The sequence below is a fragment of the Pseudomonas mangrovi genome (assembly GCF_003052585.1).
Lineage (GTDB): Bacteria > Pseudomonadota > Gammaproteobacteria > Pseudomonadales > Pseudomonadaceae > Aquipseudomonas > Aquipseudomonas mangrovi.
On sequence record NZ_QASN01000020.1, the window covers coordinates 22,271 to 45,064 of the forward strand.

Annotated in this window: 23 protein-coding genes; 19 read left to right on the plus strand and 4 right to left on the minus strand. The window is 64.3% G+C overall.

Annotation, left to right across the window (positions count from 1 at the left end; genetic code table 11):
• The 5 genes from DBO85_RS12710 to DBO85_RS12730 all read left to right on the plus strand — a co-directional run bounded on the left by DBO85_RS12710 (position 1) and on the right by DBO85_RS12730 (position 5,667).
• Positions 1-2,232, plus strand: a complete 2,232-nt coding sequence (locus tag DBO85_RS12710) for a bifunctional prephenate dehydrogenase/3-phosphoshikimate 1-carboxyvinyltransferase (RefSeq protein WP_108107656.1) — start codon at positions 1-3, stop codon at positions 2,230-2,232.
• Positions 2,229-2,915, plus strand: coding sequence for a (d)CMP kinase (cmk, locus tag DBO85_RS12715; protein ID WP_108107657.1), 687 nt, complete (start codon positions 2,229-2,231; stop codon positions 2,913-2,915). Before DBO85_RS12710 ends, cmk begins: the two co-directional genes overlap by 4 nt.
• A gap of 144 nt (positions 2,916-3,059) precedes the next feature.
• Positions 3,060-4,742, plus strand: a complete 1,683-nt coding sequence (rpsA, locus tag DBO85_RS12720; protein ID WP_108107658.1) for a 30S ribosomal protein S1 — start codon at positions 3,060-3,062, stop codon at positions 4,740-4,742.
• A gap of 286 nt (positions 4,743-5,028) precedes the next feature.
• Positions 5,029-5,307, plus strand: coding sequence for an integration host factor subunit beta (gene ihfB, locus DBO85_RS12725; protein WP_108107659.1), 279 nt, complete (start codon positions 5,029-5,031; stop codon positions 5,305-5,307).
• 45 nt (positions 5,308-5,352) lie between these two features.
• Positions 5,353-5,667: a lipopolysaccharide assembly protein LapA domain-containing protein gene (locus DBO85_RS12730; RefSeq protein ID WP_108107660.1), complete on the plus strand. Its 315-nt coding sequence runs from the start codon at positions 5,353-5,355 to the stop codon at positions 5,665-5,667.
• A 15-nt stretch (positions 5,668-5,682) separates the two neighbouring features.
• On the opposite strand, the gene DBO85_RS12735 is transcribed toward DBO85_RS12730, so the two are convergent.
• From DBO85_RS12735 to DBO85_RS12745, 3 genes are read right to left on the minus strand one after another with little or no spacing between them, the layout of a single operon-like run.
• Positions 5,683-6,402 carry a glycerophosphodiester phosphodiesterase gene (locus tag DBO85_RS12735; RefSeq protein ID WP_108107661.1) on the minus strand — a complete coding sequence of 240 codons (720 nt, stop codon included), beginning with the start codon at positions 6,400-6,402 and terminating at the stop codon, positions 5,683-5,685.
• Positions 6,399-6,710: a phosphodiesterase gene (locus DBO85_RS12740; RefSeq protein ID WP_108107662.1), complete on the minus strand. Its 312-nt coding sequence runs from the start codon at positions 6,708-6,710 to the stop codon at positions 6,399-6,401. Before DBO85_RS12740 ends, DBO85_RS12735 begins: the two co-directional genes overlap by 4 nt.
• A 14-nt stretch (positions 6,711-6,724) precedes the next feature.
• Positions 6,725-7,306: a PilZ domain-containing protein gene (locus tag DBO85_RS12745; RefSeq protein WP_108107663.1), complete on the minus strand. Its 582-nt coding sequence runs from the start codon at positions 7,304-7,306 to the stop codon at positions 6,725-6,727.
• Positions 7,307-7,399: 93 nt separating this feature from the next.
• On the opposite strand from DBO85_RS12745, the gene DBO85_RS12750 reads away from it, so the two are divergent.
• The 3 genes from DBO85_RS12750 to DBO85_RS12760 are packed head-to-tail and all read left to right on the plus strand — an operon-like array spanning position 7,400 to position 10,631.
• On the plus strand, positions 7,400-8,653 hold the full coding sequence (locus DBO85_RS12750; RefSeq protein WP_108107664.1) for a lipoprotein-releasing ABC transporter permease subunit: 1,254 nt from the start codon (positions 7,400-7,402) through the stop codon (positions 8,651-8,653).
• Positions 8,646-9,332, plus strand: a complete 687-nt coding sequence (gene lolD, locus DBO85_RS12755; protein ID WP_108107665.1) for a lipoprotein-releasing ABC transporter ATP-binding protein LolD — start codon at positions 8,646-8,648, stop codon at positions 9,330-9,332. Before DBO85_RS12750 ends, lolD begins: the two co-directional genes overlap by 8 nt.
• Positions 9,333-9,392: 60 nt before the next feature.
• Positions 9,393-10,631, plus strand: a complete 1,239-nt coding sequence (locus tag DBO85_RS12760) for a lipoprotein-releasing ABC transporter permease subunit (RefSeq protein WP_108107666.1) — start codon at positions 9,393-9,395, stop codon at positions 10,629-10,631.
• Here DBO85_RS12760 and DBO85_RS12765 read toward each other — a convergent pair whose 3' ends face one another.
• Positions 10,632-11,162 carry a DUF2062 domain-containing protein gene (locus tag DBO85_RS12765; RefSeq protein ID WP_108107667.1) on the minus strand — a complete coding sequence of 177 codons (531 nt, stop codon included), beginning with the start codon at positions 11,160-11,162 and terminating at the stop codon, positions 10,632-10,634.
• Positions 11,163-11,296: 134 nt separating this feature from the next.
• Here DBO85_RS12765 and DBO85_RS12770 point away from each other — a divergent pair, with 134 nt between their 5' ends.
• The 11 genes from DBO85_RS12770 to DBO85_RS12820 all read left to right on the plus strand — a co-directional run bounded on the left by DBO85_RS12770 (position 11,297) and on the right by DBO85_RS12820 (position 22,751).
• Complete coding sequence (locus tag DBO85_RS12770) at positions 11,297-13,522, plus strand: DNA internalization-related competence protein ComEC/Rec2 (RefSeq protein ID WP_108107668.1); 2,226 nt, start codon at positions 11,297-11,299, stop codon at positions 13,520-13,522.
• Positions 13,523-13,595: 73 nt separating this feature from the next.
• Positions 13,596-14,228 (plus strand): MotA/TolQ/ExbB proton channel family protein, encoded by a 633-nt coding sequence (locus DBO85_RS12775; protein ID WP_108107669.1) that lies wholly within the window; start codon positions 13,596-13,598, stop codon positions 14,226-14,228.
• Positions 14,225-14,653: an ExbD/TolR family protein gene (locus DBO85_RS12780; RefSeq protein ID WP_108107670.1), complete on the plus strand. Its 429-nt coding sequence runs from the start codon at positions 14,225-14,227 to the stop codon at positions 14,651-14,653. Before DBO85_RS12775 ends, DBO85_RS12780 begins: the two co-directional genes overlap by 4 nt.
• A complete protein-coding gene (gene lpxK / locus DBO85_RS12785) occupies positions 14,653-15,651 on the plus strand; it encodes a tetraacyldisaccharide 4'-kinase (RefSeq protein ID WP_108107671.1) in 999 nt (332 codons plus the stop codon). Before DBO85_RS12780 ends, lpxK begins: the two co-directional genes overlap by 1 nt.
• Before the next feature lie 42 nt (positions 15,652-15,693).
• Entirely contained in the window at positions 15,694-15,879 is a 186-nt protein-coding gene (locus DBO85_RS12790) for a Trm112 family protein (RefSeq protein WP_108107672.1), read from the plus strand.
• A 2-nt stretch (positions 15,880-15,881) separates the two neighbouring features.
• On the plus strand, positions 15,882-16,646 hold the full coding sequence (kdsB, locus tag DBO85_RS12795) for a 3-deoxy-manno-octulosonate cytidylyltransferase (RefSeq protein WP_108107673.1): 765 nt from the start codon (positions 15,882-15,884) through the stop codon (positions 16,644-16,646).
• A complete protein-coding gene (locus DBO85_RS12800; protein ID WP_108107674.1) occupies positions 16,646-17,110 on the plus strand; it encodes a low molecular weight protein-tyrosine-phosphatase in 465 nt (154 codons plus the stop codon). Before kdsB ends, DBO85_RS12800 begins: the two co-directional genes overlap by 1 nt.
• On the plus strand, positions 17,107-18,129 hold the full coding sequence (gene murB, locus DBO85_RS12805) for a UDP-N-acetylmuramate dehydrogenase (RefSeq protein ID WP_108107675.1): 1,023 nt from the start codon (positions 17,107-17,109) through the stop codon (positions 18,127-18,129). Before DBO85_RS12800 ends, murB begins: the two co-directional genes overlap by 4 nt.
• A 236-nt stretch (positions 18,130-18,365) precedes the next feature.
• Positions 18,366-20,324, plus strand: a complete 1,959-nt coding sequence (gene acs / locus DBO85_RS12810) for an acetate--CoA ligase (protein WP_108107676.1) — start codon at positions 18,366-18,368, stop codon at positions 20,322-20,324.
• Positions 20,325-20,455: 131 nt separating this feature from the next.
• The gene (locus DBO85_RS12815) at positions 20,456-21,403 is read left to right on the plus strand and encodes an alpha/beta hydrolase (RefSeq protein WP_108107677.1); all 948 of its coding nucleotides are present in this window, start codon (positions 20,456-20,458) and stop codon (positions 21,401-21,403) included.
• Between the two features lie 127 nt (positions 21,404-21,530).
• Positions 21,531-22,751: an aspartate aminotransferase family protein gene (locus DBO85_RS12820; RefSeq protein WP_108107678.1), complete on the plus strand. Its 1,221-nt coding sequence runs from the start codon at positions 21,531-21,533 to the stop codon at positions 22,749-22,751.
• Positions 22,752-22,794 lie beyond the last annotated feature (43 nt).

Sequence of the window (22,794 nt, forward strand, 5' to 3'; positions counted from 1 at the left end):
ATGAGCCTGCAATCGGGCTCGCCTATTCTCGGGCGCCTGGTGGTGATCGGTCTGGGTCTGATTGGCGGCTCCTTCGCCAAGGGGATGCGCGAGCGTGGCCTGTTCTTCGAGGTGGTCGGGGTCGATCTGGACGCCGAATCGCGCCGCATCGCGGTGGACAAGGGCGTGGTCGATCGCTGCGAGACCGATCTGGCGACAGCCTGTCAGGGCGCCGATGTGATCCAGATGGCAGTGCCTATCCTGGCCATGGAGCGTCTGCTCGGCCAGCTCGGTCGCCTCGATCTGGGTGATGCGATCCTTACCGATGTGGGGAGCGCCAAGGGCAGCGTGGTGCGCGCGGCGCGGCGCATCTTCGCCGACACGACGCTGCGCTTCGTGCCCGGCCACCCGATTGCCGGGTCCGAGAAGAGCGGGGTGGAGGCGGCCAATGCGACGCTGTTCCGTCGGCACAAGGTGATCCTCACGCCGCTGGAGGAGGTCGATCAGGCAGCACTTACACGCGTCGACATGCTCTGGCGCGAGCTGGGTGCCGATGTTGAACACATGCAGGTCGAGCACCATGACGATGTGCTGGCTGCCACCAGCCATCTGCCGCACCTGCTGGCATTCGGCCTGGTCGACTCGCTGGCCAAGCGCAGCGAGAACCTGGAAATTTTTCGTTATGCCGCCGGCGGCTTTCGCGATTTCACGCGGATCGCCGGCAGCGACCCGGTGATGTGGCACGACATCTTTCTCGCCAACCGCGAGTCGGTGCTGCGCACACTGGATGCATTTCGCGACGACCTCGACGCCCTGCGCGCCGCGATCGACGCGGGGGACGGGCATCACCTGCTGGGCGTGTTCACCCGCGCCCGGGTTGCCCGGGAACATTTCAGCAAAATTCTGGCCCGTCGGGCCTATGTGGACGCCATGCATTCCAAAGACCTGATTTTCCTCGCCCAGCCGGGCGGCAGCCTCTCCGGACGCGTGCGCGTGCCGGGCGACAAGTCCATCTCGCATCGCTCGATCATGCTCGGCTCACTGGCCGAAGGCACCACCGAGGTCGAGGGCTTTCTCGAGGGTGAGGACGCTCTGGCGACCATCCAGGCATTCCGTGACATGGGCGTGGTCATCGAGGGTCCGCATCACGGCAGGGTCACCGTACATGGCGTCGGGCTGAAGGGGCTGAAACCGGCGCCGGGGCCGATCTATCTGGGCAACTCCGGTACGTCGATGCGCCTGCTCGCCGGTCTGCTTGCCGCGCAGCCGTTCGACAGCGTGCTGACCGGTGACCCGTCGCTGTCCAAGCGGCCGATGAATCGAGTCGCCAAGCCGCTGCGCGAGATGGGTGCGGTGATCGAGACTGCCGCCGAAGGCCGTCCGCCGTTGACCATTCGGGGTGGCCAGCGCCTGACCGGAATGCATTACGAAATGCCGATGGCGAGCGCCCAGGTCAAATCCTGCCTGCTGCTTGCCGGCCTGTATGCCGCAGGTGAAACCTCGGTCAGCGAGCCGGCGCCGACCCGCGACCATACCGAGCGCATGCTGCGTGGCTTCGGCTATCCGGTCGAGGTCAAGGGCAACACTGCCCGCGTCGAGACCGGTCACAAGCTCGGCGCTACCCGTATCGAGGTGCCGGCGGACATTTCTTCGGCCGCGTTCTTCCTGGTCGCAGCCAGTATTGCCGAGGGCTCTGAACTGCTGCTCGAGCACGTCGGTATCAACCCGACTCGCACCGGCGTGATCGACATCCTTCGGCTGATGGGCGGCGATATCACCCTGGAGAACGAGCGCGAGGTCGGCGGCGAGCCGGTTGCCGATCTGCGCGTGCGCAGCGCGAAACTCAAGGGCATCGACATTCCCGAGGATCTGGTGCCGCTGGCCATCGACGAGTTCCCGGTGCTTTTCATTGCCGCGGCCTGTGCCGAGGGTCGTACCGTGCTGCGTGGCGCCGAGGAGCTGCGGGTCAAGGAATCCGACCGTATCCAGGTGATGGCCGACGGTCTGCAGGCGCTGGGTGTGAAGGCCGAACCGACGCCGGACGGCATCATCATTGAGGGCGGCCCGATCGCTGGCGGTGAGGTCTGGGCGCATGGCGACCACCGCATCGCCATGAGTTTCAGCGTCGCTTCGCTGCGCGCCAGCGGGGCCATTCGCATCCACGACTGTGCCAACGTCGCCACCTCCTTCCCGAATTTCCTTGGTCTTGCGGCCACCGCCGGCATCCGTGTCGCGGAAGAGGGGCAGGCATGACGCCGGTGCCGGTGATCACCATCGACGGACCCAGCGGTTCGGGCAAGGGTACTGTCGCGGCGCTGGTCGCCCGCCAGTTGGGCTGGGGGCTGCTGGACTCCGGTGCGCTCTACCGCCTGCTGGCTTTTTCCGCCCGCAACCACGGCGTCGACCTGACCAACGAGGAAGGTCTGAAGCTGCTGGCGGCTCACCTGGACGTTCAGTTCATCGCAGGTCCCGATGGTCAGGGCCAGCGCATCGTGCTGGAGGGGGAAGACGTCACCGACAGCATCCGCAACGAACAGATCGGGGCCGGTGCTTCGCAGGCGGCGTCATTGCCGGCGGTGCGCGAGTCGTTGCTGCAGCGTCAGCGCGCCTTTCAGGAGGCGCCCGGTCTGGTGGCCGATGGCAGGGATATGGGCACGGTGGTGTTTCCAGATGCGCCGCTGAAGGTGTTTCTTACCGCCAGCGCCGAGGAGCGTGCGCGCCGGCGTTACAACCAGTTGAAGGCGAAGGGTGACGATGTTAGTCTTGCGAGTCTTCTCGACGAGATCCGTGTGCGTGACGAGCGCGACACCCAGCGCAGCGTCGCACCGCTGAAGCCGGCAGCCGATGCCATTCAGCTGGATTCCACGGATCTTTCCATCGAGCAGGTGGTTGAACGAATCCTCGGTGAAGTCGCGCTTCGCGATCTCGCCGGATAAAAGGGATGGTCCGGTTCCGGACGCCCGCCAGGAGGCATGCAGGAGACCAGTCCACGTCCTGCCTGCCTTCTTTTATATGAACGTACCCACATTGTCTGGAGTGTGGTTTGGGCAGATCCCCTGCCCGTATCTACAGGAATCAACATGAGCGAAAGCTTTGCAGAACTTTTTGAAGAAAGCCTGAAGACCCTCGACATGCAGCCGGGCTCCATCATCACCGGCGTAGTGGTCGACATCGACGGTGACTGGGTCACCGTGCATGCCGGCCTGAAGTCCGAGGGCGTCATCCCGCTCGAGCAGTTCTACAACGACGCTGGCGAGCTGACCATCAAGGTCGGTGACGAAGTCCACGTCGCGCTGGACGCGGTTGAAGATGGCTTTGGTGAAACCAAGCTGTCCCGCGAGAAAGCCAAGCGCGCCGAGTGCTGGATTGTTCTGGAAGCAGCTTTCGCCGCCGAGGAAGTGGTCAAGGGCGTTATCAACGGTAAGGTTAAGGGCGGCTTCACTGTCGACGTTAACGGCATCCGTGCGTTCCTGCCTGGTTCCCTGGTCGATGTCCGTCCGGTGCGTGATACCACTCACCTGGAAGGCAAGGAACTCGAGTTCAAGGTCATCAAGCTGGACCAGAAGCGCAACAACGTTGTCGTTTCCCGCCGCAGCGTGCTGGAAGCCGAGAACAGCGCCGAGCGCGAAGCTCTGCTGGAATCCCTGCAGGAAGGCCAGCAGGTCAAGGGTATCGTCAAGAACCTCACCGACTACGGCGCGTTCGTGGATCTGGGTGGCGTCGACGGCCTGCTGCACATCACCGACATGGCCTGGAAGCGCATCAAGCACCCGTCCGAGATCGTCAACGTGGGTGACGAGATCGACGTCAAGATCCTCAAGTACGACCGTGAGCGCAACCGCGTTTCCCTGGGTCTGAAGCAACTGGGCGAAGATCCGTGGGTTGCCATCAAGGCGCGCTACCCGGAGAACACTCGCGTTGTCGCCAAGGTCACCAACCTCACCGACTACGGCTGCTTCGCCGAGCTGGAAGAGGGCGTGGAAGGCCTGGTACACGTCTCGGAAATGGACTGGACCAACAAGAACATCCACCCGTCGAAAGTCGTTCAGGTTGGCGACGAAGTGGAAGTCATGGTTCTGGACATCGACGAAGAGCGTCGTCGTATTTCCCTGGGTATCAAGCAGTGCAAGACCAACCCGTGGGAAGACTTCTCCGGTCAGTTCAACAAGGGTGACAAGATCTCCGGCACCATCAAGTCGATCACCGATTTCGGTATCTTCATCGGCCTGGACGGCGGCATCGATGGTCTGGTTCACCTGTCCGACATCTCCTGGAACGAAACCGGCGAAGACGCCGTGCGCCGTTTCAAGAAGGGCGACGAGCTGGAAACCGTCATCCTGTCGGTCGACCCGGAGCGCGAGCGCATCTCCCTGGGCATCAAGCAGCTGGAAGATGATCCGTTCAGCAACTACGTGTCGGTCAACGACAAGGGCACCATCGTTCGTGGCACCGTGAAAGAAGTTGACGCCAAGGGCGCCATCATCGATCTGGGCAACGATATCGAAGCGACCTTGAAGGCGTCCGAAATCAGCCGTGACCGCGTTGAAGATGCGCGCAACGTGCTGAAGGAAGGCGACGAAGTCGAAGCCAAGATCATCAGCATCGACCGCAAGTCCCGCGTCATCAACCTGTCCGTGAAGTCGAAAGACGTCGAGGACGAGAAGGACGCGATGAAGGAACTGCGTACCAAGCAGGAAACCGAGTCTGCCGGTCCGACCACCATTGGTGATCTGATCCGCGCGCAGATGGAGAATCAGGGCTAAGTCCTGATTCACCTGCACGAAAAAGGGCGACTTCGGTCGCCCTTTTTTATTGCCCCTTTTTTCATCTGACCCTGATCGCTCCGGTAGACCGTTGGGGGTTATCGGCGGTTTGTGCTTTTGGCGTGGCGAGGGGATTTTCGGGCGATGGGATGAGACCTGCTCGCGACCTTCGCAGCTGACTTTGGTTCTTCTTCGGTTTGTCAAGAGCGTGGGCTATTCAAACGCTGCCGGGCATGCTAAAACCACCCTCTAGCTGATCTAGCCGCTTGAAAAAGAAGGGAAAACCATGACCAAGTCGGAGTTGATCGAACGCATCGTCACGCATCAGGGGCTGCTCTCATCCAAGGATGTGGAGCTCGCCATCAAGACGATGATCGAGCAGATGTCGCAGGCTCTGGCGACGGGGGAGCGCATCGAGATTCGCGGTTTCGGCAGTTTCTCGCTGCACTATCGGGCGCCACGGGTAGGGCGCAATCCGAAGACCGGACAATCGGTCCGTCTGGATGGCAAGTTTGTGCCGCACTTCAAGCCAGGCAAGGAACTGCGCGACCGCGTCAACGACTAAGCTGGGTTGTGCCTTTCTTCATTACTTTATCGTTCCGAGGTAGCTATGCTCTGGTTCAAACGCGTACTGGGCTTCGCCGTGGCGCTCGCTCTGGCCCTGGCAACCCTGGTTTTCGTGTTGGAAAACCAGATGCCATCGACCCTCGCATTTCTCGGCTTTCAGTCTGCCGAGCTACCGGTGGCTGTGTTTCTGGTGATGTTCTTCGTGGCGGGCGGGCTGCTTGGGCTGCTGCTGGGCCTGCTGGTCTACTCGCGACTCAAGCTGCGACTTAGGAATCTGGAGGCGCGCCTGCGGCGTCTGGATGATGAACGCAAGCAACTGCATCTGCAGTTGAGCGAGCGCGACGTCAGCGCCGCCTGATCGGGGCGGCACGGGTCAGCTGGAGAGTGTCCGCTTCGCCAGGCCGGGGAAGTCGGTAATCAGGCTGTCCACGCCGAAGTCGGCCAGGCGGCGCATCAGTGCCACTTCGTTGACCGTCCACACCGATACGTGCAATCCCTGTTTCTGTGCCTTCTGCAGCCTCTCCGGCGTACACAGCGTCCAGTTCAGCACCAGCATCTCGCAACCGTAGTGGCGTGCCACCTTGAGTGGATCGAGCCAGGCGTACTCGGCAACCAGCCCGCGTGACAGTGCCGGGGCGTGCCGTTCCAGTGCGCGCAGGACTTCGCGGGAGCTGCTGGTGACGATGACCTTGTCGAGCAGGCCGTGACGGGCAACCAGCTTCTCGATGGCCTGTACGGTGCGTGCCGCGCGCACCTTCGAGGCGCTCTTGACCTCAAGCTGCCAGTGCTCGAAGGGGCACTGTTCGAACAACTCCTCGAGTCGCGGGATAGGGCAGGGCTGTGGCCAGCCCGGTCCGCCGTGGCGGGCGTCGAATGTCACGAGTTCCGCCGCATCGTGCTGGGAAACCTTGCCACGGCGGCTGGTGGTGCGCTTGAGCGTGGTGTCATGGATCACCATCAGCTCGTGGTCGCGAGAAAGATGCAGGTCCAGTTCGCAGCGGTTGACGCCCTGGGCCAGGCAGTGCTGGAAGCTGGCGAGGGTGTTTTCCGGTGCCTCTCCCTTCGCCCCGCGATGGCCGTAGAGCAGCGTCATTCCTGCTCCTCCACGATGATGGTTTCCGCCGCACGGGGCCGATGGTGGACGACGCTGTTGATCACCACGCCGCTCTCGAAGTAGACGCTGAAGTCGCGATAGTCCCAGCGGGTGATGGGCGGCTGGCCAACCGCAGGGTGCTCCTGGTCGGGCAGTCCGAAGCGCTCCAGAACCACCCCCTGACGCTGGCCGCGGGTGGGCAGGCTGTGCTCATCGATCGAGCTCTGCTGGCCGATGGGGATTTGCAGCACATCGGCATGCAGCGACAGCGGAAAGATGAGGCTTGCGAGCAGTAGCAGACGGGACATGGGGGCTTCCTTGTTCAGCTTGAGGCAGGAGTTTCACGCGAAAGGCGCCGCTCCAGGGCCTGACGTTGCAGGATATGGCGTGCGAGCAGCTGCCGCTGGGCATCGGTCAGTGCCTCGAATTCCGTGCCAATGTCGTACTGACCGTCCTCCAGTGCAGTGCAATGCACCACCCGGGCTCTGAGCAGCAGACCCAAGGCCTGTGGCATCAGCATCATCTTCAGCGCGAGATGGCTGCCGTTCTCTACGGGGGTCGGATTGACGAAGCTGACGCCGCCCTCGGACAGCGACACCTTGCGCGGTGCGCTGATGTCGCGCATGAGTGTCTGTGCCAGCGCCTGGCCGAGCAGGTCGATGCGCTTGTTCATGACCTTCAGGTAGTTCGCCAGGGTACGATCGCGCTCGCTGATATGGCGCAGCAGATGCTGGGACTCGAAGTCCGTCACATGCAGCTCGCTGAGCAGATTGAACAGCGGCGAGCTGTCATGCAGCGCCTCGGTGGCAAGCGCCTGTGCGCCGGAAAGACGGCTAAACTCAAGTGCCATCGTGTCGTCGATACGATAGTATTCGCGGCGTTCGTTATCTTCTCGCATCGTCATGGTGAACCCATGGCAGCAGTGGTGCCGTGAGTGTAAAGGCGCAAGCCGAGCCTCGCCACAAGGACGTCCTCTTTCTCTGCGATCCGGTCCTCCATGTACAGACCCCTGTTTTTTTTCATTGGCGCACGCTACACGCGGGCCAAGCGTCGAAATCACTTCGTCTCCTTCATTTCCCTGACTTCCATGGTCGGCCTGGCGCTGGGCGTGCTGGTGATGATTCTGGTGCTCTCGGTGATGAATGGTTTCGATCACGAGATGCGCACCAAGGTGTTGGGGCTGGTGCCGCACGCCACCGTGGAAAGCCCCGCGTTGCTGGATGACTGGCAGTCGTTGGCAGATGAGGCGCTGAAGGATCCGCGTGTACTGGCCGTGGCGCCGTTCAATCAGGCGCAGGGGCTGCTGACCAACGATGGCAAGGTGCAGAAGATCCTGATCAATGCGGTCGATCCTGCGCATGAAGGCAAGGTGTCGATCATCGAGCAGTTCATCCTGAACGATGGCAGCCTTCAGGCGCTGCAGGCGGGTGAGTTCGGCATCCTGCTTGGCGAGCGCGCCGCGACCAAACTGGGCGTTGGGGTGGGCGACAAGGTCACCTTCGTCGCGCCCGAGGTGACGGTCACGCCGGCCGGCATGTTCCCGCGCCTCAAACGCTTCACCGTGGTTGGAACCTTCAGGGTCGGTGCTGGCGAGATCGATGGTTTCGTCGCGCTTGCGCACCTGGATGATCTGGGGCGGCTGCAGCGCTTCAAGCCGGGTCAGGTGCAGGGCATACGGTTGGCGTTCGCCGATCTGTTCCAGGCGCCGCAGCTGGCCTGGGAATTGTCTGCGCGCCTGGGGCAGGGCGATTACATCGCCCGTGACTGGACCCGCACCCACGGCAACCTGTACCAGGCGATCCGCATGGAAAAGACCATGATCGGCCTGCTGCTGCTGCTGATCGTCGCGGTGGCCGCGTTCAACATCATTTCCACGCTGGTGATGGTGGTCACCGACAAGAAAGGTGATATCGCCATCCTGCGCACGCTGGGGGCCACACCCTCCGAGATCATGGCGATCTTCATGGTGCAGGGCAGCATCATCGGTGTGATCGGTACCCTGGTCGGCGCTGTCCTCGGTGTGCTGGCGGCGCTGAACATCAGCAGTCTGATCGCCGCGCTGGAGAAGGCTCTGGACATCAAGTTCCTCAGCGCCGAGGTCTACTTCATCGACTATCTGCCTTCGCAACTGATGTGGTTCGACGTGTTTCTGGTCTGCACGGCCGCATTGATCCTGAGTTTCCTCGCCACCCTGTATCCGGCCTGGCGTGCGGCACGCACCCAGCCCGCGGAGGCCCTGCGTTATGAGTGAGCAAGCGGTTCTGAGCTGTCGCAATCTGGGCAAGCGCTACGAGGAGGGCCCGCAATCGGTCGTGGTCCTGGCAGGGCTGGAGCTTGAGCTGCATGCCGGTGAGCGGGTTGCCATCGTCGGCAGCTCCGGTTCGGGCAAGAGCACCTTGCTGAACATGCTCGGTGGCCTGGATACCCCCAGCGAGGGCAGCGTCTGGCTGGCCGGCCAGCAGTTGTCGGCACTCAACGAGACCCAGCGTGGCTGGCTGCGCAATCGCGCGCTGGGGTTCGTCTACCAGTTCCACCATCTGTTGCCGGAGTTCACTGCGCTGGAGAACGTCTGCATGCCGCTGCTGATCGGCGGAACGCCGATTCCCGAAGCGAGGGAGCGGTCCTCGGCGCTGCTCGAGCGGGTGGGACTTGGCCATCGTCTGGCGCACAAGCCGGCGGAACTCTCGGGTGGCGAGCGTCAGCGCGTGGCGATCGCCCGGGCGCTGGTCAACCGTCCGGCGCTGGTGCTGCTCGACGAGCCGACCGGCAACCTGGACCAGCATACGGCGCAAAGCATCCAGGAGCTGATGCTGGAGCTGAGTCAGTCGGTCACCGGTACCGCATTTCTGGTGGTCACCCACGATCCGCAACTGGCCGCGCAGATGGATCGAGTCCTGCGCCTGGAAGACGGTCGCCTGGTCGCCGCCTGACAGAGCCTTTCCATGAATCGCGATCACCCAAGTGGTCGCTCTGAGACGGTAGCGTTGCGCATGTTCAAACCGCTTTCGCTGTTCATTGGCCTGCGCTATCTGCGCGCCAAGCGCCGCAATCACTTCATTTCGTTCATCTCGCTGACCTCGATGATCGGCCTGGCGCTGGGCGTACTGGCCATGATCGTGGTGCTTTCGGTGATGAACGGATTCCAGAAGGAGATGAGCTCGCGGATTCTCGGCATGGTGCCGCACGCGACCCTGTTTGGCGCCGAGCCGCTGGACGACTGGCAGGCGCTGGCCGAGGAAGTCGCGCGACAGCCTGGCGTGACCGGCGTTGCACCTTTCGCCGAGATGGAAGGCATGCTGTCCTACCGCGGAGCCATGCAACCGGTACTGGTCAACGGCATCGATCCTGCGCACGAAGGCAAGGTTTCGATCATCGACGAACACATGCTGCGCGGTCGCCTCGCCGATCTGCGCCCGGGCGATTTCGGCGTCGTACTGGGTAGCCTGACAGCACGGCGCTTCGGCCTGGTTCCCGGCGACAAGCTGACTCTGATCGTGCCTGAGGTCGGCTCGGTTCCCGGCGGCATTACTCCACGCATGCACCGGCTGACCGTGGTCGGGGTGTTCAAGGTCGGCGCCGAACTGGACGGGTCCCTGGCGATGATCCATATCGCCGACGCGGCGACCATGCAACGCCTGCAGCCGGGACAGGTCGCCAGCCTGCGCCTGGCGGTGGACGACATCTATCGGGCTCCGCAGCTGGCGGCCGGCATTGCCGAACGACTGGGCTATTCGAGCAGTGACTGGACTCACACCCAGGGCAGTCTGTTCGGCGCGATGCAGATGGAGAAGATCATGATCGGTCTGCTGCTGCTGCTGATTGTGGCGGTCGCCGCCTTCAATATCGTTGCGACCCTGATCATGGTGGTCTCGGACAAGGGCGGGGATATCGCCATCCTGCGCACCCTGGGCGCCACGCCGGGGCAGATCATGCGGGTGTTCATGGTGCAGGGCAGCATGATCGGGGTGATCGGTACGCTCATCGGCGCCGTGCTCGGCGTACTGGCCGCACTGGGGGTGAGCGATCTGGTGGCCTGGCTCGAGCGCTCCAGTGGTCGCGAGGTGTTCAGCTCGGATGTCTATTACATCAACAGCCTGCCGTCCGATCTGCAGAGTGGGGATGTGCTGCTGATCTGCTCGGCAGCACTGGTGCTGAGCTTCCTCGCCACCCTCTATCCGTCCTGGCGCGCCTCGCGCATTCAGCCGGCGGAGGCGCTGCGTTACGAATGATCAGGCCTGGTCGCGCGCGCGGCGGCGTTCCTGACGTTTGCGCCAGCTGCGGCCGACCCACCAGCTCCAGTAGACCCGGGTAAGCAGATAGCCGATCAACGCCAGGGCGATGCCTGCGACTATCGATCCCAGGTACAGCGGTTGCCAGTGGCTGGCGAGAATCTTGGTGATCCAGGCGAGGGTGATCTGTTCGGGCATCTCTACCGCTGGTGTATCCATCAGCCAGGTGCCGAGCATGTAGCTGAAGTAGAACACCGGTGGCATCGTCAGCGGATTGGTAATCCACACCAGGCCCACAGAGATTGGCAAGTTGCCTCGAGCCGGGATTGCGGTTGCAGCGGCTGCCAGCATCTGCAGCGGCATCGGGATCATCGCCCAGAACAGCCCTATCGCCATGGCCCGTGCCACTGAGTGCCGGTTCAGGTGCCACAGGTTCGGGTCATGGATCAGCTGGCCCAGAAACCGCAAGGACTTGTTGCCCTTGATTCGATCGGGATGGGGCATGTAGCGCTTGATGAAACGACGCGGCATGAAGGCTCTCGCAGGCAATTGCGGCGGTATTATGCACATTCGCTGGGGGTTCCGCTCCTCCAGCTTGTGACAAGTATTTCCGGTCTAGACTCCCCTCCGGAATTACCCTGAAAAGACTCAAGGAGCCGAGTCTAATGCGCATTGCTCTGCTTGCGCTGGCAGCCGGATTGCTGCTGCTGCGTTTCCTGCCCCAGTTGCCCGGCGGCGGCGTGTTGGCGGGGATGGCCTGTCTTGCCCTGGCCATGTTGCCGACGCGCCTTTACCCCTTGTCTTTCTTCCTGGTCGGTTTGAGCTGGGCCAGCTTCAGTGCGTCGCTGGCGCTGGATGATCGCCTCTGCCCCGAGCTGGATGGGCAGACGCTGTGGCTGGAGGGCAGGGTGGTCGGCTTGCCCGAGGTGGGCGAAGGCGTGGTGCGCTTTCAGCTCGAGGACGCCGTTTCTCGGCGCGCGCAGCTTCCGGAGCGTCTGCGCCTGGCCTGGTATGGCGGGCCGGAACTACGTGCCGGAGAGCAATGGCGGTTGGCGGTACGCTTGAAGCGGCCGCATGGCGGGGTCAACCCGCAGAGTTTCGACTACGAAGCCTGGCTGCTGGCCCAGCGGATCGGCGCGACCGGCACTATCAAGCAGGGCGAGCGTCTGGCGCCTGCGGCGGGAGCCGGCAGTTGGCGTGACCGCTTGCGCCAGCGCCTGCTGGCGGTGCCGGCCAACGGCCGCGAGGGTGGGCTGGCCGCGCTGGTGCTTGGCGATGGCTCCGGGTTGTCGGCTCAGGACTGGACGCTGCTGCAGGACACCGGAACCGTGCACCTGATGGTGATCTCCGGCCAGCACATCGCGCTGTTGGCCGGTTTCGTCTATGCGCTGGTGGCGGGGCTGGCGCGCTTCGGCTGCTGGCCGCGGCAGCTGCCCTGGCTGCCGGCTGCCTGTTGCCTGGCGCTCCTTGCAGCCCTGGCCTACGGATTTCTCGCCGGCTTCGGTGTGCCGGTGAGGCGCGCCTGCATCATGCTCGGGCTGGTGCTGCTCTGGCGCTGGCGGTTTCGTCATCTGGGCGTGAGCCTGCCGTTCCTGCTGGCGCTCGATCTGGTTCTGCTGGCCGAGCCGCTGGTGGTCCTGCAGGCGGGATTCTGGTTGTCCTTCGGTGCCGTGGCGGTGCTGGTCTGGGTATTCTCCGGCCGGCTCGGCAGCTGGTCCTGGCTGCGCAGTTGGGGTCGCGCGCAATGGACGATGGCCATCGGCTTGCTGCCGATGCTGATGGCGTTGGGTTTGCCCTTGAGCCCGAGCGGTCCTGCGGCCAATCTGCTTGCCGTGCCCTGGGTTGGTCTGCTGGTGGTGCCTCTGGCGCTGCTCGGCACACTGTTACTGCCGGTGCCCTGGCTGGGAGAGGCATTGCTCTGGAGCGCCGGCGGCATGCTCGAGTTGCTGTTCATGCTCCTGGCTGCGCTGGCGGACCACGCGCCTGCGTGGCTGGCGCCGCGGATCGCGCCGTTGTGGTGGTGGCTCGGTGCGTTAGGTTGCGTGCTGGTGCTGTTGCCCGGAGGAGTGCCGCTGCGTCTGCCTGGTGCGGTGCTGCTGCTCGCATTGTTCTTCGCGCCGCAGGAGTTGCCAGCGTCGGGGCGGGTCGAGGTATGGATGCTGGATGTCGGTCAGGGACAGGCGTTCCTGCTGCGTACCCGCGGGCATGCACTGCTCTATGACGCCGGCCCGCGTCTGGCCGGGTTCGATAGCGGAGAGCGGATCGTTCTGCCGTCGCTGCGTCGCCTGGGCGTGGGTCGGCTGGATCTGATGCTGCTCAGTCACGCCGACAACGACCATGCCGGCGGCGCGCTGGCGATCCGGAACGGGCTGCTGGTCGCGGCGGTCAGCAGCGGGGAGGCCATGGCGCTGCCTGCTGCGCTGGCTGCCCGGCCGTGCCGGCACGGCGAGCAGTGGGTGTGGGACGAGGTGCGTTTCACCGTCTGGCGTTGGGATGGGGCGCGCGACAGCAACCAGGCGTCTTGCGTATTGATGGTCGAGGCCAACGGCGAGAGGCTGCTGTTGACCGGCGACATCGACGCGAGGGCCGAGATGGCGCTGATTGCTCAAGGCCTCGATCTGCGCGCCAACTGGCTGGTCGCGCCTCACCATGGCAGCCGCACGTCATCGTCTTCGGCATTGCTGGAAGCGGTGCAGCCTGGCGCGGTACTTATCTCGCGCGGTCGCCACAATGCCTTCAATCACCCGCATCCACTGGTGCTGGCGCGTTACCGGGAGCGCTCGCTGCAGATCTTCGACAGCGCCGAGCAAGGCGCGGTGAACCTGCTACTGGGTGACTTTTCCCCGGCGCAGGGACTGCGTGAAAAGCCGCGCTTCTGGCGAGAAAAATGAGAACGGCGGCGGTCGGCGCACCTGCGATCCCATGCTAGAGTTGGCGCCACTTTTTCGAGGGAGTGCATTCAACGTGTGGGAGCTTGTCAAAGCGGGTGGCTGGATGATGCTGCCGATAGTCCTCTGTTCCATCGCCGCGGCTGCCATAGTCGCTGAACGTCTCTGGACCCTGCGTGCCAGCCGCATCACCCCGCCGCATCTGCTCGGTCAGGTGTGGCGCTGGATCAAGGACAAGAAGCTCAACAACCAGAAGCTCAAGGAACTGCGGGGCGATTCGCCGCTGGGCGAGATACTCGCTGCCGGCCTGGCCAACTCCAAGCATGGTCGCGAGATCATGAAGGAGTGCATCGAGGAAGCGGCCGCGCGCGTCATCCACGAGCTGGAGCGCTATCTCACGGTACTGGGCACCATCGCTGCGGTTGCTCCGCTGCTCGGCCTGCTGGGTACCGTGCTGGGCATGATCGAGATCTTCAGCGCCTTCATGGGCAGCGGCATGGCCAACGCGCCGCAGCTTGCCGGCGGTATCGCCAAGGCGCTGATCACCACGGCGGCCGGCCTGTTCGTGGCGATTCCGGCGGTGTTCTTCCATCGCTACCTGATGCGTCGGGTCGACGAACTGGTGGTCGGCATGGAGCAAGAAGCGATCAAGCTGGTCGAGGTCGTCCAGGGTGACCGCAACGTCGATCTGGGTGAGGACAAGGCGTGAAATTTCGACGCAAGTCACGGGACCCGGTAGACATCAACCTGGCGCCGCTGATCGATGTGGTCTTCATCCTGCTGCTGTTCTTCGTGGTGACCACTACCTTCACCCGCGAAACCCAGCTCAAGGTCGATCTGCCCGAGGCGGTCAGCGGCAACCCGCCGCAGCCGACCGAGCTCAAACAGCTGGAAATCCTGGTTTCGGCCGACAGCAGCTTCTCGCTGAACGGGCGTCAGTTGGCGAAGAACGATCTGAACAGCCTGATGGCCGCTCTGCAGAAGGAATCCCAGGGTGACGCCAGCGTTCCGCTGATCATCAGCGCCGACGGCCAGGCGCCGCACCAGGCGGTGATCATTGCGATGGATGCGGCTGCCAAGCTGGGCTTCTCCCGTCTGCGCATCACCACTGTCGAGGCGCAGGCGCAACCCTGATGAAGCTGGCCGAGCGGCTGCTCGCAGCCTGGTATTCCGGTCATCCGGCCCTGGTTCTGCTGCGACCGCTCGAGTGCCTCTATCGCGCGGTTGTGCGGCGTCGGCGTCAGCGCTTTCTCGATGGCTCGAGCCCGGCCTATCGTGCGCCCGTTCCGCTGATCGTGGTCGGCAATGTCACCGTCGGCGGTACCGGCAAGACCCCGATGATTCTCTGGCTGATCGAGCACTGCCGCGCCCGCGGTCTGCGCGTCGGCGTGGTCAGTCGCGGTTATGGCGCGCAGCCTGCGCATCTTCCCTGGCGGGTCGCGGCCGATCAGCAGGCGGCTGAGGCCGGTGACGAGCCGCTGTTGATCGTGCAGCGCACCGACGTTGCGCTGATGATCGATCCGGATCGCGGTCGGGCGGTCAGGGCGCTTCTCGCGGAAGAATCGCTGGATATCCTGCTGTCCGACGACGGTCTGCAGCACTATCGCCTGGCGCGGGATCTTGAACTGGTGCTGATAGACGCCGCGCGTGGTCTGGGCAACGGTCGCTGCCTGCCGGCCGGTCCGCTGCGTGAGCCCATCGAGCGACTGCAGTCGGTGGATGCGCTGCTATGCAACGGCGCGCAGGCGGACGGCGAGCAGGGGTTTGCCCTGCAGCTGCAGCCTACCGCGCTGGTGCATCTGCGCAGCGGCCGGCGCGTCTCGCTTGCGCATTTTCCGGCGGGGCAGGCGTTGCACGCGGTGGCCGGCATCGGCAATCCGCAGCGTTTCTTCGCTACCCTCGAAGCGCTACACTGGCGCCCGATTTCCCACGCCTTCGCCGACCACGCCGAATACAGCGCCCAGGCCCTGAACTTCGCTCCCGAGCTGCCGCTGGTGATGACCGAAAAGGATGCCGTCAAATGCCGGGCATTCGCCGGCGAGGACTGGTGGTATCTGGCGGTCGATGCGCAGCCCTCGGCAGCTTTTCAGACCTGGCTGGATGAGCGTCTGGACCGCCTGACTCAGCGCTGAGCTCAGGCGAGTAAACCCTTTCCCTTCTTCGAGGACTCCTGCATGGACCCGAAACTGCTCGATATTCTGGCTTGCCCGATCACCAAGAGCCCGCTGCAGCTGAGCGAAGACAAGAGCGAGCTGATCAGTCGCGCCGCCGGCCTGGCCTTCCCGATTCGCGACGGCATCCCGGTGATGCTGGAAAGCGAGGCGCGCACGCTGTCCAGCGACGAACGCCTGGACAAATGAGCATGGCGCAACCCTTCATCGTGGTGATTCCGGCGCGCTATGCCTCCAGTCGGCTGCCCGGCAAGCCGCTGCAGGACATCGCCGGCAAGCCGATGGTCCAGCATGTCTGGGAGCAGGCACGGCGCAGTGCAGCGCAGCGGGTGCTGATCGCCACCGACGATGCACGCATCGTCGAGGTCTGCCAGGCCTTTGGGGCCGAGGTGCTGCTGACCCGGGCCGATCACGAATCCGGCACCGACCGTCTGGCCGAGGTGGCCACTCAATTGGGCCTTGCGACCGACGCCATCGTGGTCAACGTGCAGGGTGACGAGCCGCTGATTCCGCCGGCCATCATCGATCAGGTGGCTGCGAACCTTTCGGCCAATCCGCAGGCGGCGATCGCCACCCTGGCGGAGCCGATCCAGGACGCCGAGACCTTCTTCAATCCCAATGCGGTCAAGGTGGTCAGCGATTGCAACGGCCTGGCACTGACCTTCAGCCGCGCGCCGCTGCCCTGGGCGCGCGATGCTTTTGCGGTGGACCGCACGCGCCTGCCGGAAGGTGTGCCGCATCGCCGGCACATCGGTATCTACGCCTACCGTGCCGGCTTTCTGCATGATTTCGTGGCCTGGGGGCCTTGCTGGCTGGAGCAGAGTGAGTGCCTGGAGCAGTTGCGAGCGCTCTGGCACGGCGTACGCATCCATGTCGAGGACGCATCGCAGTCGCCGCCCACCGGCGTCGATACCCCGGAAGACCTGGCGCGCGTGCGCAGGATTCTGGCGCCCTGATGCGCATCCTGTTTGTCTGCCTGGGCAACATCTGCCGTTCGCCGACCGCCGAGGGCGTGTTCCGCCAGCGGCTGCTTGATGCCGGCCTGGCCGAGCGGGTGCTGGTGGATTCTGCCGGTACTGGCGGCTGGCACGTGGGCAAGGGGCCGGATGCGCGTACCCAGCTGGCGGCGCGCCGGCGAGGTTTCGATCTCTCGGCGCTGCGCGGGCGTCAGGTCACGGCCGAGGACTTCCAGCGCTTCGACCTGATCCTGGCGATGGACGAGAGCAATCTCGCTCATCTGCAGCGTATGCATGTCGGTGCCGCTGGCGCAGAGGTGGATCTGTTTCTGCGTCGCTTCGACCTTTCGCCCGCCGAGGTGCCTGATCCCTACTACGGCGGGGCAGACGGTTTCGATCAGGTACTCGATCTGATCGAGCAGGGCGCCGACGCGTTGCTCGCCGAGGTGCGTGCGCGGCTATGAGTCTTTCACCTCTGCAGGATGTATCGCTCAAGCCCTACAACAGCCTCGGGGTGGAGGCGCGCGCGCGGCAGTTCGTCGAGGTGCGCGGTGACGACGAGCTGCGCGAAGCGCTACGTCTGGCCGATGCGTCGACACTGCCACTGCTGCTGATCGGTGGCGGCAGCAACCTGCTGCTCAGCGGCGATGTCGAGGCGCTGGTGGTGCGCATGGCCAGTCGCGGTCGCCGCATCATTGCCGATGACGCTGCTGGGCAGGTGGTGGTCGAGGCCGAAGCCGGCGAGCCCTGGCACCCGTTCGTGCTCTGGACTCTGGAGCAGGGCCTCGGCGGACTGGAAAACCTCAGCCTGATTCCCGGCACCGTGGGCGCCGCACCAGTGCAGAACATCGGCGCCTACGGGGTCGAGCTGAAGGATCGTTTTGTCAGCCTCAGCGCACTGGACCGCCAGACGGGTGAGGTGCGCGAGTTCGATCGCGAGCAGTGCGAGTTTGCCTACCGCGAGAGCCTGTTCAAGCACAGTGGCGGGCGCTGGCTGATCCTGCGGGTGCGTTTCGCCCTGTCGCGCGCTGCCCGGGTGCATCTGGAATACGGCCCGGTACGCCAGCGGCTGGCGGAAGAGGGAGTTGCCGAGCCATCGCCGATGGACGTCAGTCGGGTGATCTGCGCCATTCGCAGCGAGAAGCTGCCGGACCCTGCGCAGCTTGGCAACGCCGGCAGCTTCTTCAAGAACCCGCTGGTGGATGCCGCGCACGCGGCGCGGCTTGCGAGCGAGCATCCGGGTCTGGTCGGCTATCCGCAGGGCGATGGTCGGGTCAAGTTGGCGGCCGGCTGGCTGATCGAGCAGGCCGGCTGGAAGGGTTATCGCCTGGGAGACGCCGGCGTCCATCGCCTGCAGGCGCTGGTGCTGGTCAACCATGGCAATGCCAGTGGTGCTGAGATTCTCGCACTGGCGCGGCGAATCCAGGCCGACATCGCCGAGCGCTTCGGTGTCGAGCTGGAGATGGAGCCCAACCTGATCTGACCCTTTCGCGCCGGTTTTTCAGTCGCGTCGAACCTCTTCCTGCCTGGCGTGCGCGCCTTCCTTCAGAGGGGCTATCTGCGCTAAAACGCGCCGAACAGGGCGCGTACAGCGGCCAATCCGCCTCTCTGCGACTAAGGTCCATGCCCGTTAAGACCTTGGTCGTATGGTTCGGCTGGCGAGCCGGGGAGTACAAAAAGCACACAGAAAAAACAACTATTCACCGAGGTGTTTTGCTCATGAGTGCTTCCCTGTATCCCGTGCGTCCGGAGGTTGCGGCCACCACCCTGACCGACGAGGCGACCTACAAAGCCATGTACCAGCAGTCGGTGATCAACCCTGATGGATTCTGGCGCGAACAGGCGCAGCGCATCGACTGGATCCAGCCGTTCACCAAGGTCAAGCAGACCTCGTTCGACGATCACCATGTCGACATCAAGTGGTTTTCCGACGGCACCCTCAACGTTTCCGCCAACTGCCTGGACCGTCACCTGGAAACCCGTGGCGACCAGCTGGCGATCATCTGGGAGGGTGACGACCCCTCCGAGCACCGTGAAATAACCTACCGCGAGCTGCATGAGCAGGTGTGCAAGTTCGCCAACGCGCTGCGTGGTCAGGACGTGCACCGTGGCGACGTGGTGACCATCTACATGCCGATGATCCCGGAAGCGGCGGTGGCCATGCTGGCCTGCGCGCGCATCGGCGCCATCCATTCGGTGGTCTTCGGCGGCTTCTCGCCCGAGGCGCTGGCCGGGCGCATCATCGACTGCAAGTCCAAGGTGGTGATCACCGCCGACGAGGGTGTGCGTGGCGGCAAGCGCACCGCGTTGAAGGAAAATGTCGACGAGGCGCTGACCAATCCGGAAACCGCCAGCGTGCAGAAGATCATCGTGGTCAAGCGCACCGGCGGCGCGATCAAGTGGCACGGCCATCGCGACATCTGGTACGAGGACCTGATGAAGGTCGCCTCGGCGCATTGCGCGCCCAAGGAAATGGGTGCCGAGGAGGCGCTGTTCATCCTCTATACCTCCGGTTCCACCGGCAAGCCCAAGGGCGTGCTGCACACCACGGGCGGCTATCTGGTGTACGCCTCGCTGACCCATGAGCGGGTCTTCGACTACCGTCCCGGCGAGGTCTTCTGGTGTACCGCCGATGTCGGCTGGGTCACCGGCCACACCTACATCGTCTATGGCCCGCTGGCCAACGGTGCGACCACCGTCATGTTCGAGGGCATCCCGAACTATCCCGACGTCACCCGTGTCGCCAAGATCATCGACAAGCACAAGGTCAACATCCTCTACACCGCACCGACCGCCATCCGCGCCATGATGGCCGAGGGCAGGGCGGCGGTCGAAGGTGCCGACGGTTCCAGCCTGCGCCTGCTCGGCTCGGTCGGCGAACCGATCAACCCGGAAGCCTGGCAGTGGTACTACGACACCGTTGGCCAGGGCCGCTGCCCGATCGTCGACACCTGGTGGCAGACCGAAACCGGCGGCACCCTGATGACCCCGCTGCCGGGTGCCCACGGCCTCAAGCCGGGTTCCGCCGCGCGGCCGTTCTTCGGCGTGCAGCCGGCGCTGGTCGACAACCTGGGTAACCTGGTCGAGGGGCCGGGCGAGGGCAACCTGGTGATCATCGACTCCTGGCCGGGCCAGGCGCGCACTCTGTATGGCGACCACGATCGCTACGTCGATACCTACTTCAAGACCTTCAAGGGCATGTACTTCACCGGCGACGGCGCTCGTCGAGACGACGACGGTTACTACTGGATCACCGGCCGCGTCGACGACGTACTCAACGTTTCCGGCCACCGCATGGGCACCGCCGAGATCGAAAGCGCCATGGTCGCCCACCCGAAGGTTGCCGAAGCCGCCGTGGTCGGCGTGCCGCACGACATCAAGGGCCAGGGCATCTATGTCTACGTCACCCTCAACAGTGGCGAGGAGCCCAGCGAGGCGCTGCGCCAGGAGCTGCGCCAGTGGGTGCGCAAGGAGATCGGTCCGATCGCCTCGCCGGATGTGATTCAGTGGGCGCCAGGGCTGCCGAAGACCCGTTCCGGCAAGATCATGCGCCGCATCCTGCGCAAGATCGCCGTGGCCGAGTACGACGCGCTTGGCGATATCTCCACCCTGGCCGATCCGGGGGTGGTGCAGCACCTGATCGATACCCATCGCAGCATGACCGCCGCCTGCGCCTGACAGCGCCTGCGTAGGAAAAAGCCCCGGCCCTGGTGTCGGGGCTTTTTCTTTTCCGCCGCACGTCGAGCGGGTCCGAGGTTGTTCACCTCCCTGGCTAGACTGCGAGCTTGTCGGGTGCTCCGGGAGGCGTGATGCGATTCGTCAGGACCTTTGCTCTGCTGCTTTGCTGCGTCGGCTTCTTGCCCGTTCATGGGCACGCAAGTGACGCCGGGGATGGTTATCCGCAGGTGCGTGTGGCGTTTGCCGATGGCGTGACCGGATTGCCGGCGCTGACCTACGCCAGCGAGGCGGGTTTTCGTCCGCTCACGCTCGATCTTTACCTGCCGCCTCCGCGTTTCGAGGGGCCCCGTCCGCTGGTGATCTTCGTACATGGTGGGGGCTGGGCTATCGGCACGCCCAGATACGCCGCGGTCTACCGGAACTGGCCCGAGCGACTCGCCGGTCTGGCCGCCCGGGGCTACGTGGTGGCCGCGCCCAGCTATCGTCTCTCCGGTGAGGCGAGGTTTCCGGCCGCCTTCCACGACATTCAGGCGAGCATCCGCTGGCTGCGCAGCAATGCGCAGGCGTTCGGCGTGGACCGTGAGCGTGTGCTGATCTGGGGCGAATCTGCCGGCGGGCATCTGGCCGCGCTGGTTGCGGCACGTTGCGAGGGTTCGGCTCGCGCGAATGGCGAGTCGGCCTGCGTGCAGGGAGCGGTGGTCTGGTATGGCATCAGCGATCTGCTGAGCCAGGACTTCGGCGACATGGATCGCAACTTTATAGGCTGTGCTGTCGGCTGTGATGAGCTGCGCCGCCAGGCAAGTCCGGTGCATCAGGTCGGGCCGGATGCCGCGCCCTTTCTTATCCTGCATGGTACGGCCGACCGTGTCGTGCCTTACCGCCAGGCGCAGCTGCTGCAGCAGGCGCTGGAGCGGCGCAAGGTGCCGGCGCGTCTGCTGACCCTGGAAGGCATTGATCACAGCTTCATCGGCCACACGCCGGCGCAGACGCAGAAGGTCGGGGAACAGGCGCTGCGGGAGACCTTCGCGTTCATCGAGCGGCTGTTGCCTGCGCAAAACCGTGTCGATGCTGAGGAGTAGATGTGGTCGCTGCTTTCGGCGCGCCGCGCGCGCGTTTACACTGGCCGGCCGCACTGCTGGTGCGGTCGCGATGCCGCTCAATCAGAGCGGCCGCCCATCAAACATTGTTTCCGGCAGGAGAGCCACGATGTCCGCTGATCACGCTGCGGTGCAACGCACCGACTTCGACCAGTTCATGGTCCCCAACTACGCCCCAGCTGCCTTTATTCCGGTACGCGGCGAGGGTGCGCGAGTCTGGGATCAGGATGGTCGAGAGCTGATCGATTTCGGCGGCGGCATTGCGGTCAACTGCCTGGGGCATGCGCACCCGGCACTGGTCAAGGCGCTGACCGAACAGGCGCAGAAGCTCTGGCACGTCTCCAACGTGTTCACCAACGAGCCGGCCCTGCGCCTGGCGCGCAAGCTGGTCGAGGCGACCTTCGCCGAACGCGTGTTCTTCTGCAATTCCGGCGCCGAGGCCAACGAGGCTGCGTTCAAGCTGGCCCGTCGCTACGCCCACGATGTTCATGGCGCGGAGAAGTTCGAGATCATCTCGGCGGTCAACAGCTTCCACGGCCGGACGATCTTCACCGTGAACGTCGGTGGACAGCCGAAGTACTCCGACGGCTTCGGTCCGCGTCCCGAGGGTATCAGTCATGTGCCCTACAACGATCTGGCGGCGCTGGAAGCGGCCATTTCCGAGAAGACCTGCGCCGTGGTGCTGGAACCGATCCAGGGCGAAAGCGGCGTGCTGCCGGCCGACAAGGCCTACCTGGAAGGCGCGCGGCGTCTGTGCGACCAGTACGGCGCGCTGCTGATCTTCGACGAAGTGCAGACCGGTGTCGGCCGCACCGGCGAGCTCTATGCCTACCAGTATTTCGGCGTGACCCCCGACATTCTTTCCAGCGCCAAGGGCCTCGGCGGGGGCTTTCCGATCGGCGCCATCCTCACCACCAGCGCCATCGCCAGCCATTTTGGCGTCGGTGTGCATGGCACCACTTACGGCGGCAATCCGCTGGGCTGTGCGGTGGGTTCTGCGGTGCTTGATGTGGTCAATACGCCGCAGGTGCTGGCCGGGATCAAGTCGCGGCACCAGCGTTTCAAGAGCGAGCTCGAGCGCATCGGCCAGCAGTACGGCCTGTTCGAAAAGGTGCGTGGTGCCGGCCTGCTGATCGGTGCGGTGCTGGCCCCGGCCTGGAAGGGCCGCGCCAAGGACATCCAGCAGGCGGCCGAGCAGGATGGCGTGCTGGTGCTGCAGGCAGGGCCGGACGTGATTCGGCTTGCGCCGAGCCTGGTCATCAGTGATGCCGAAATGACCGAAGGTCTGGGCCGCTTCGAGCGCGCTGCAGCGCGCCTGGCCAAGAGCTGAATCCCTTTCTGCCCGCCGGTGCCGCTGGTGCCGGCTCTTTCTC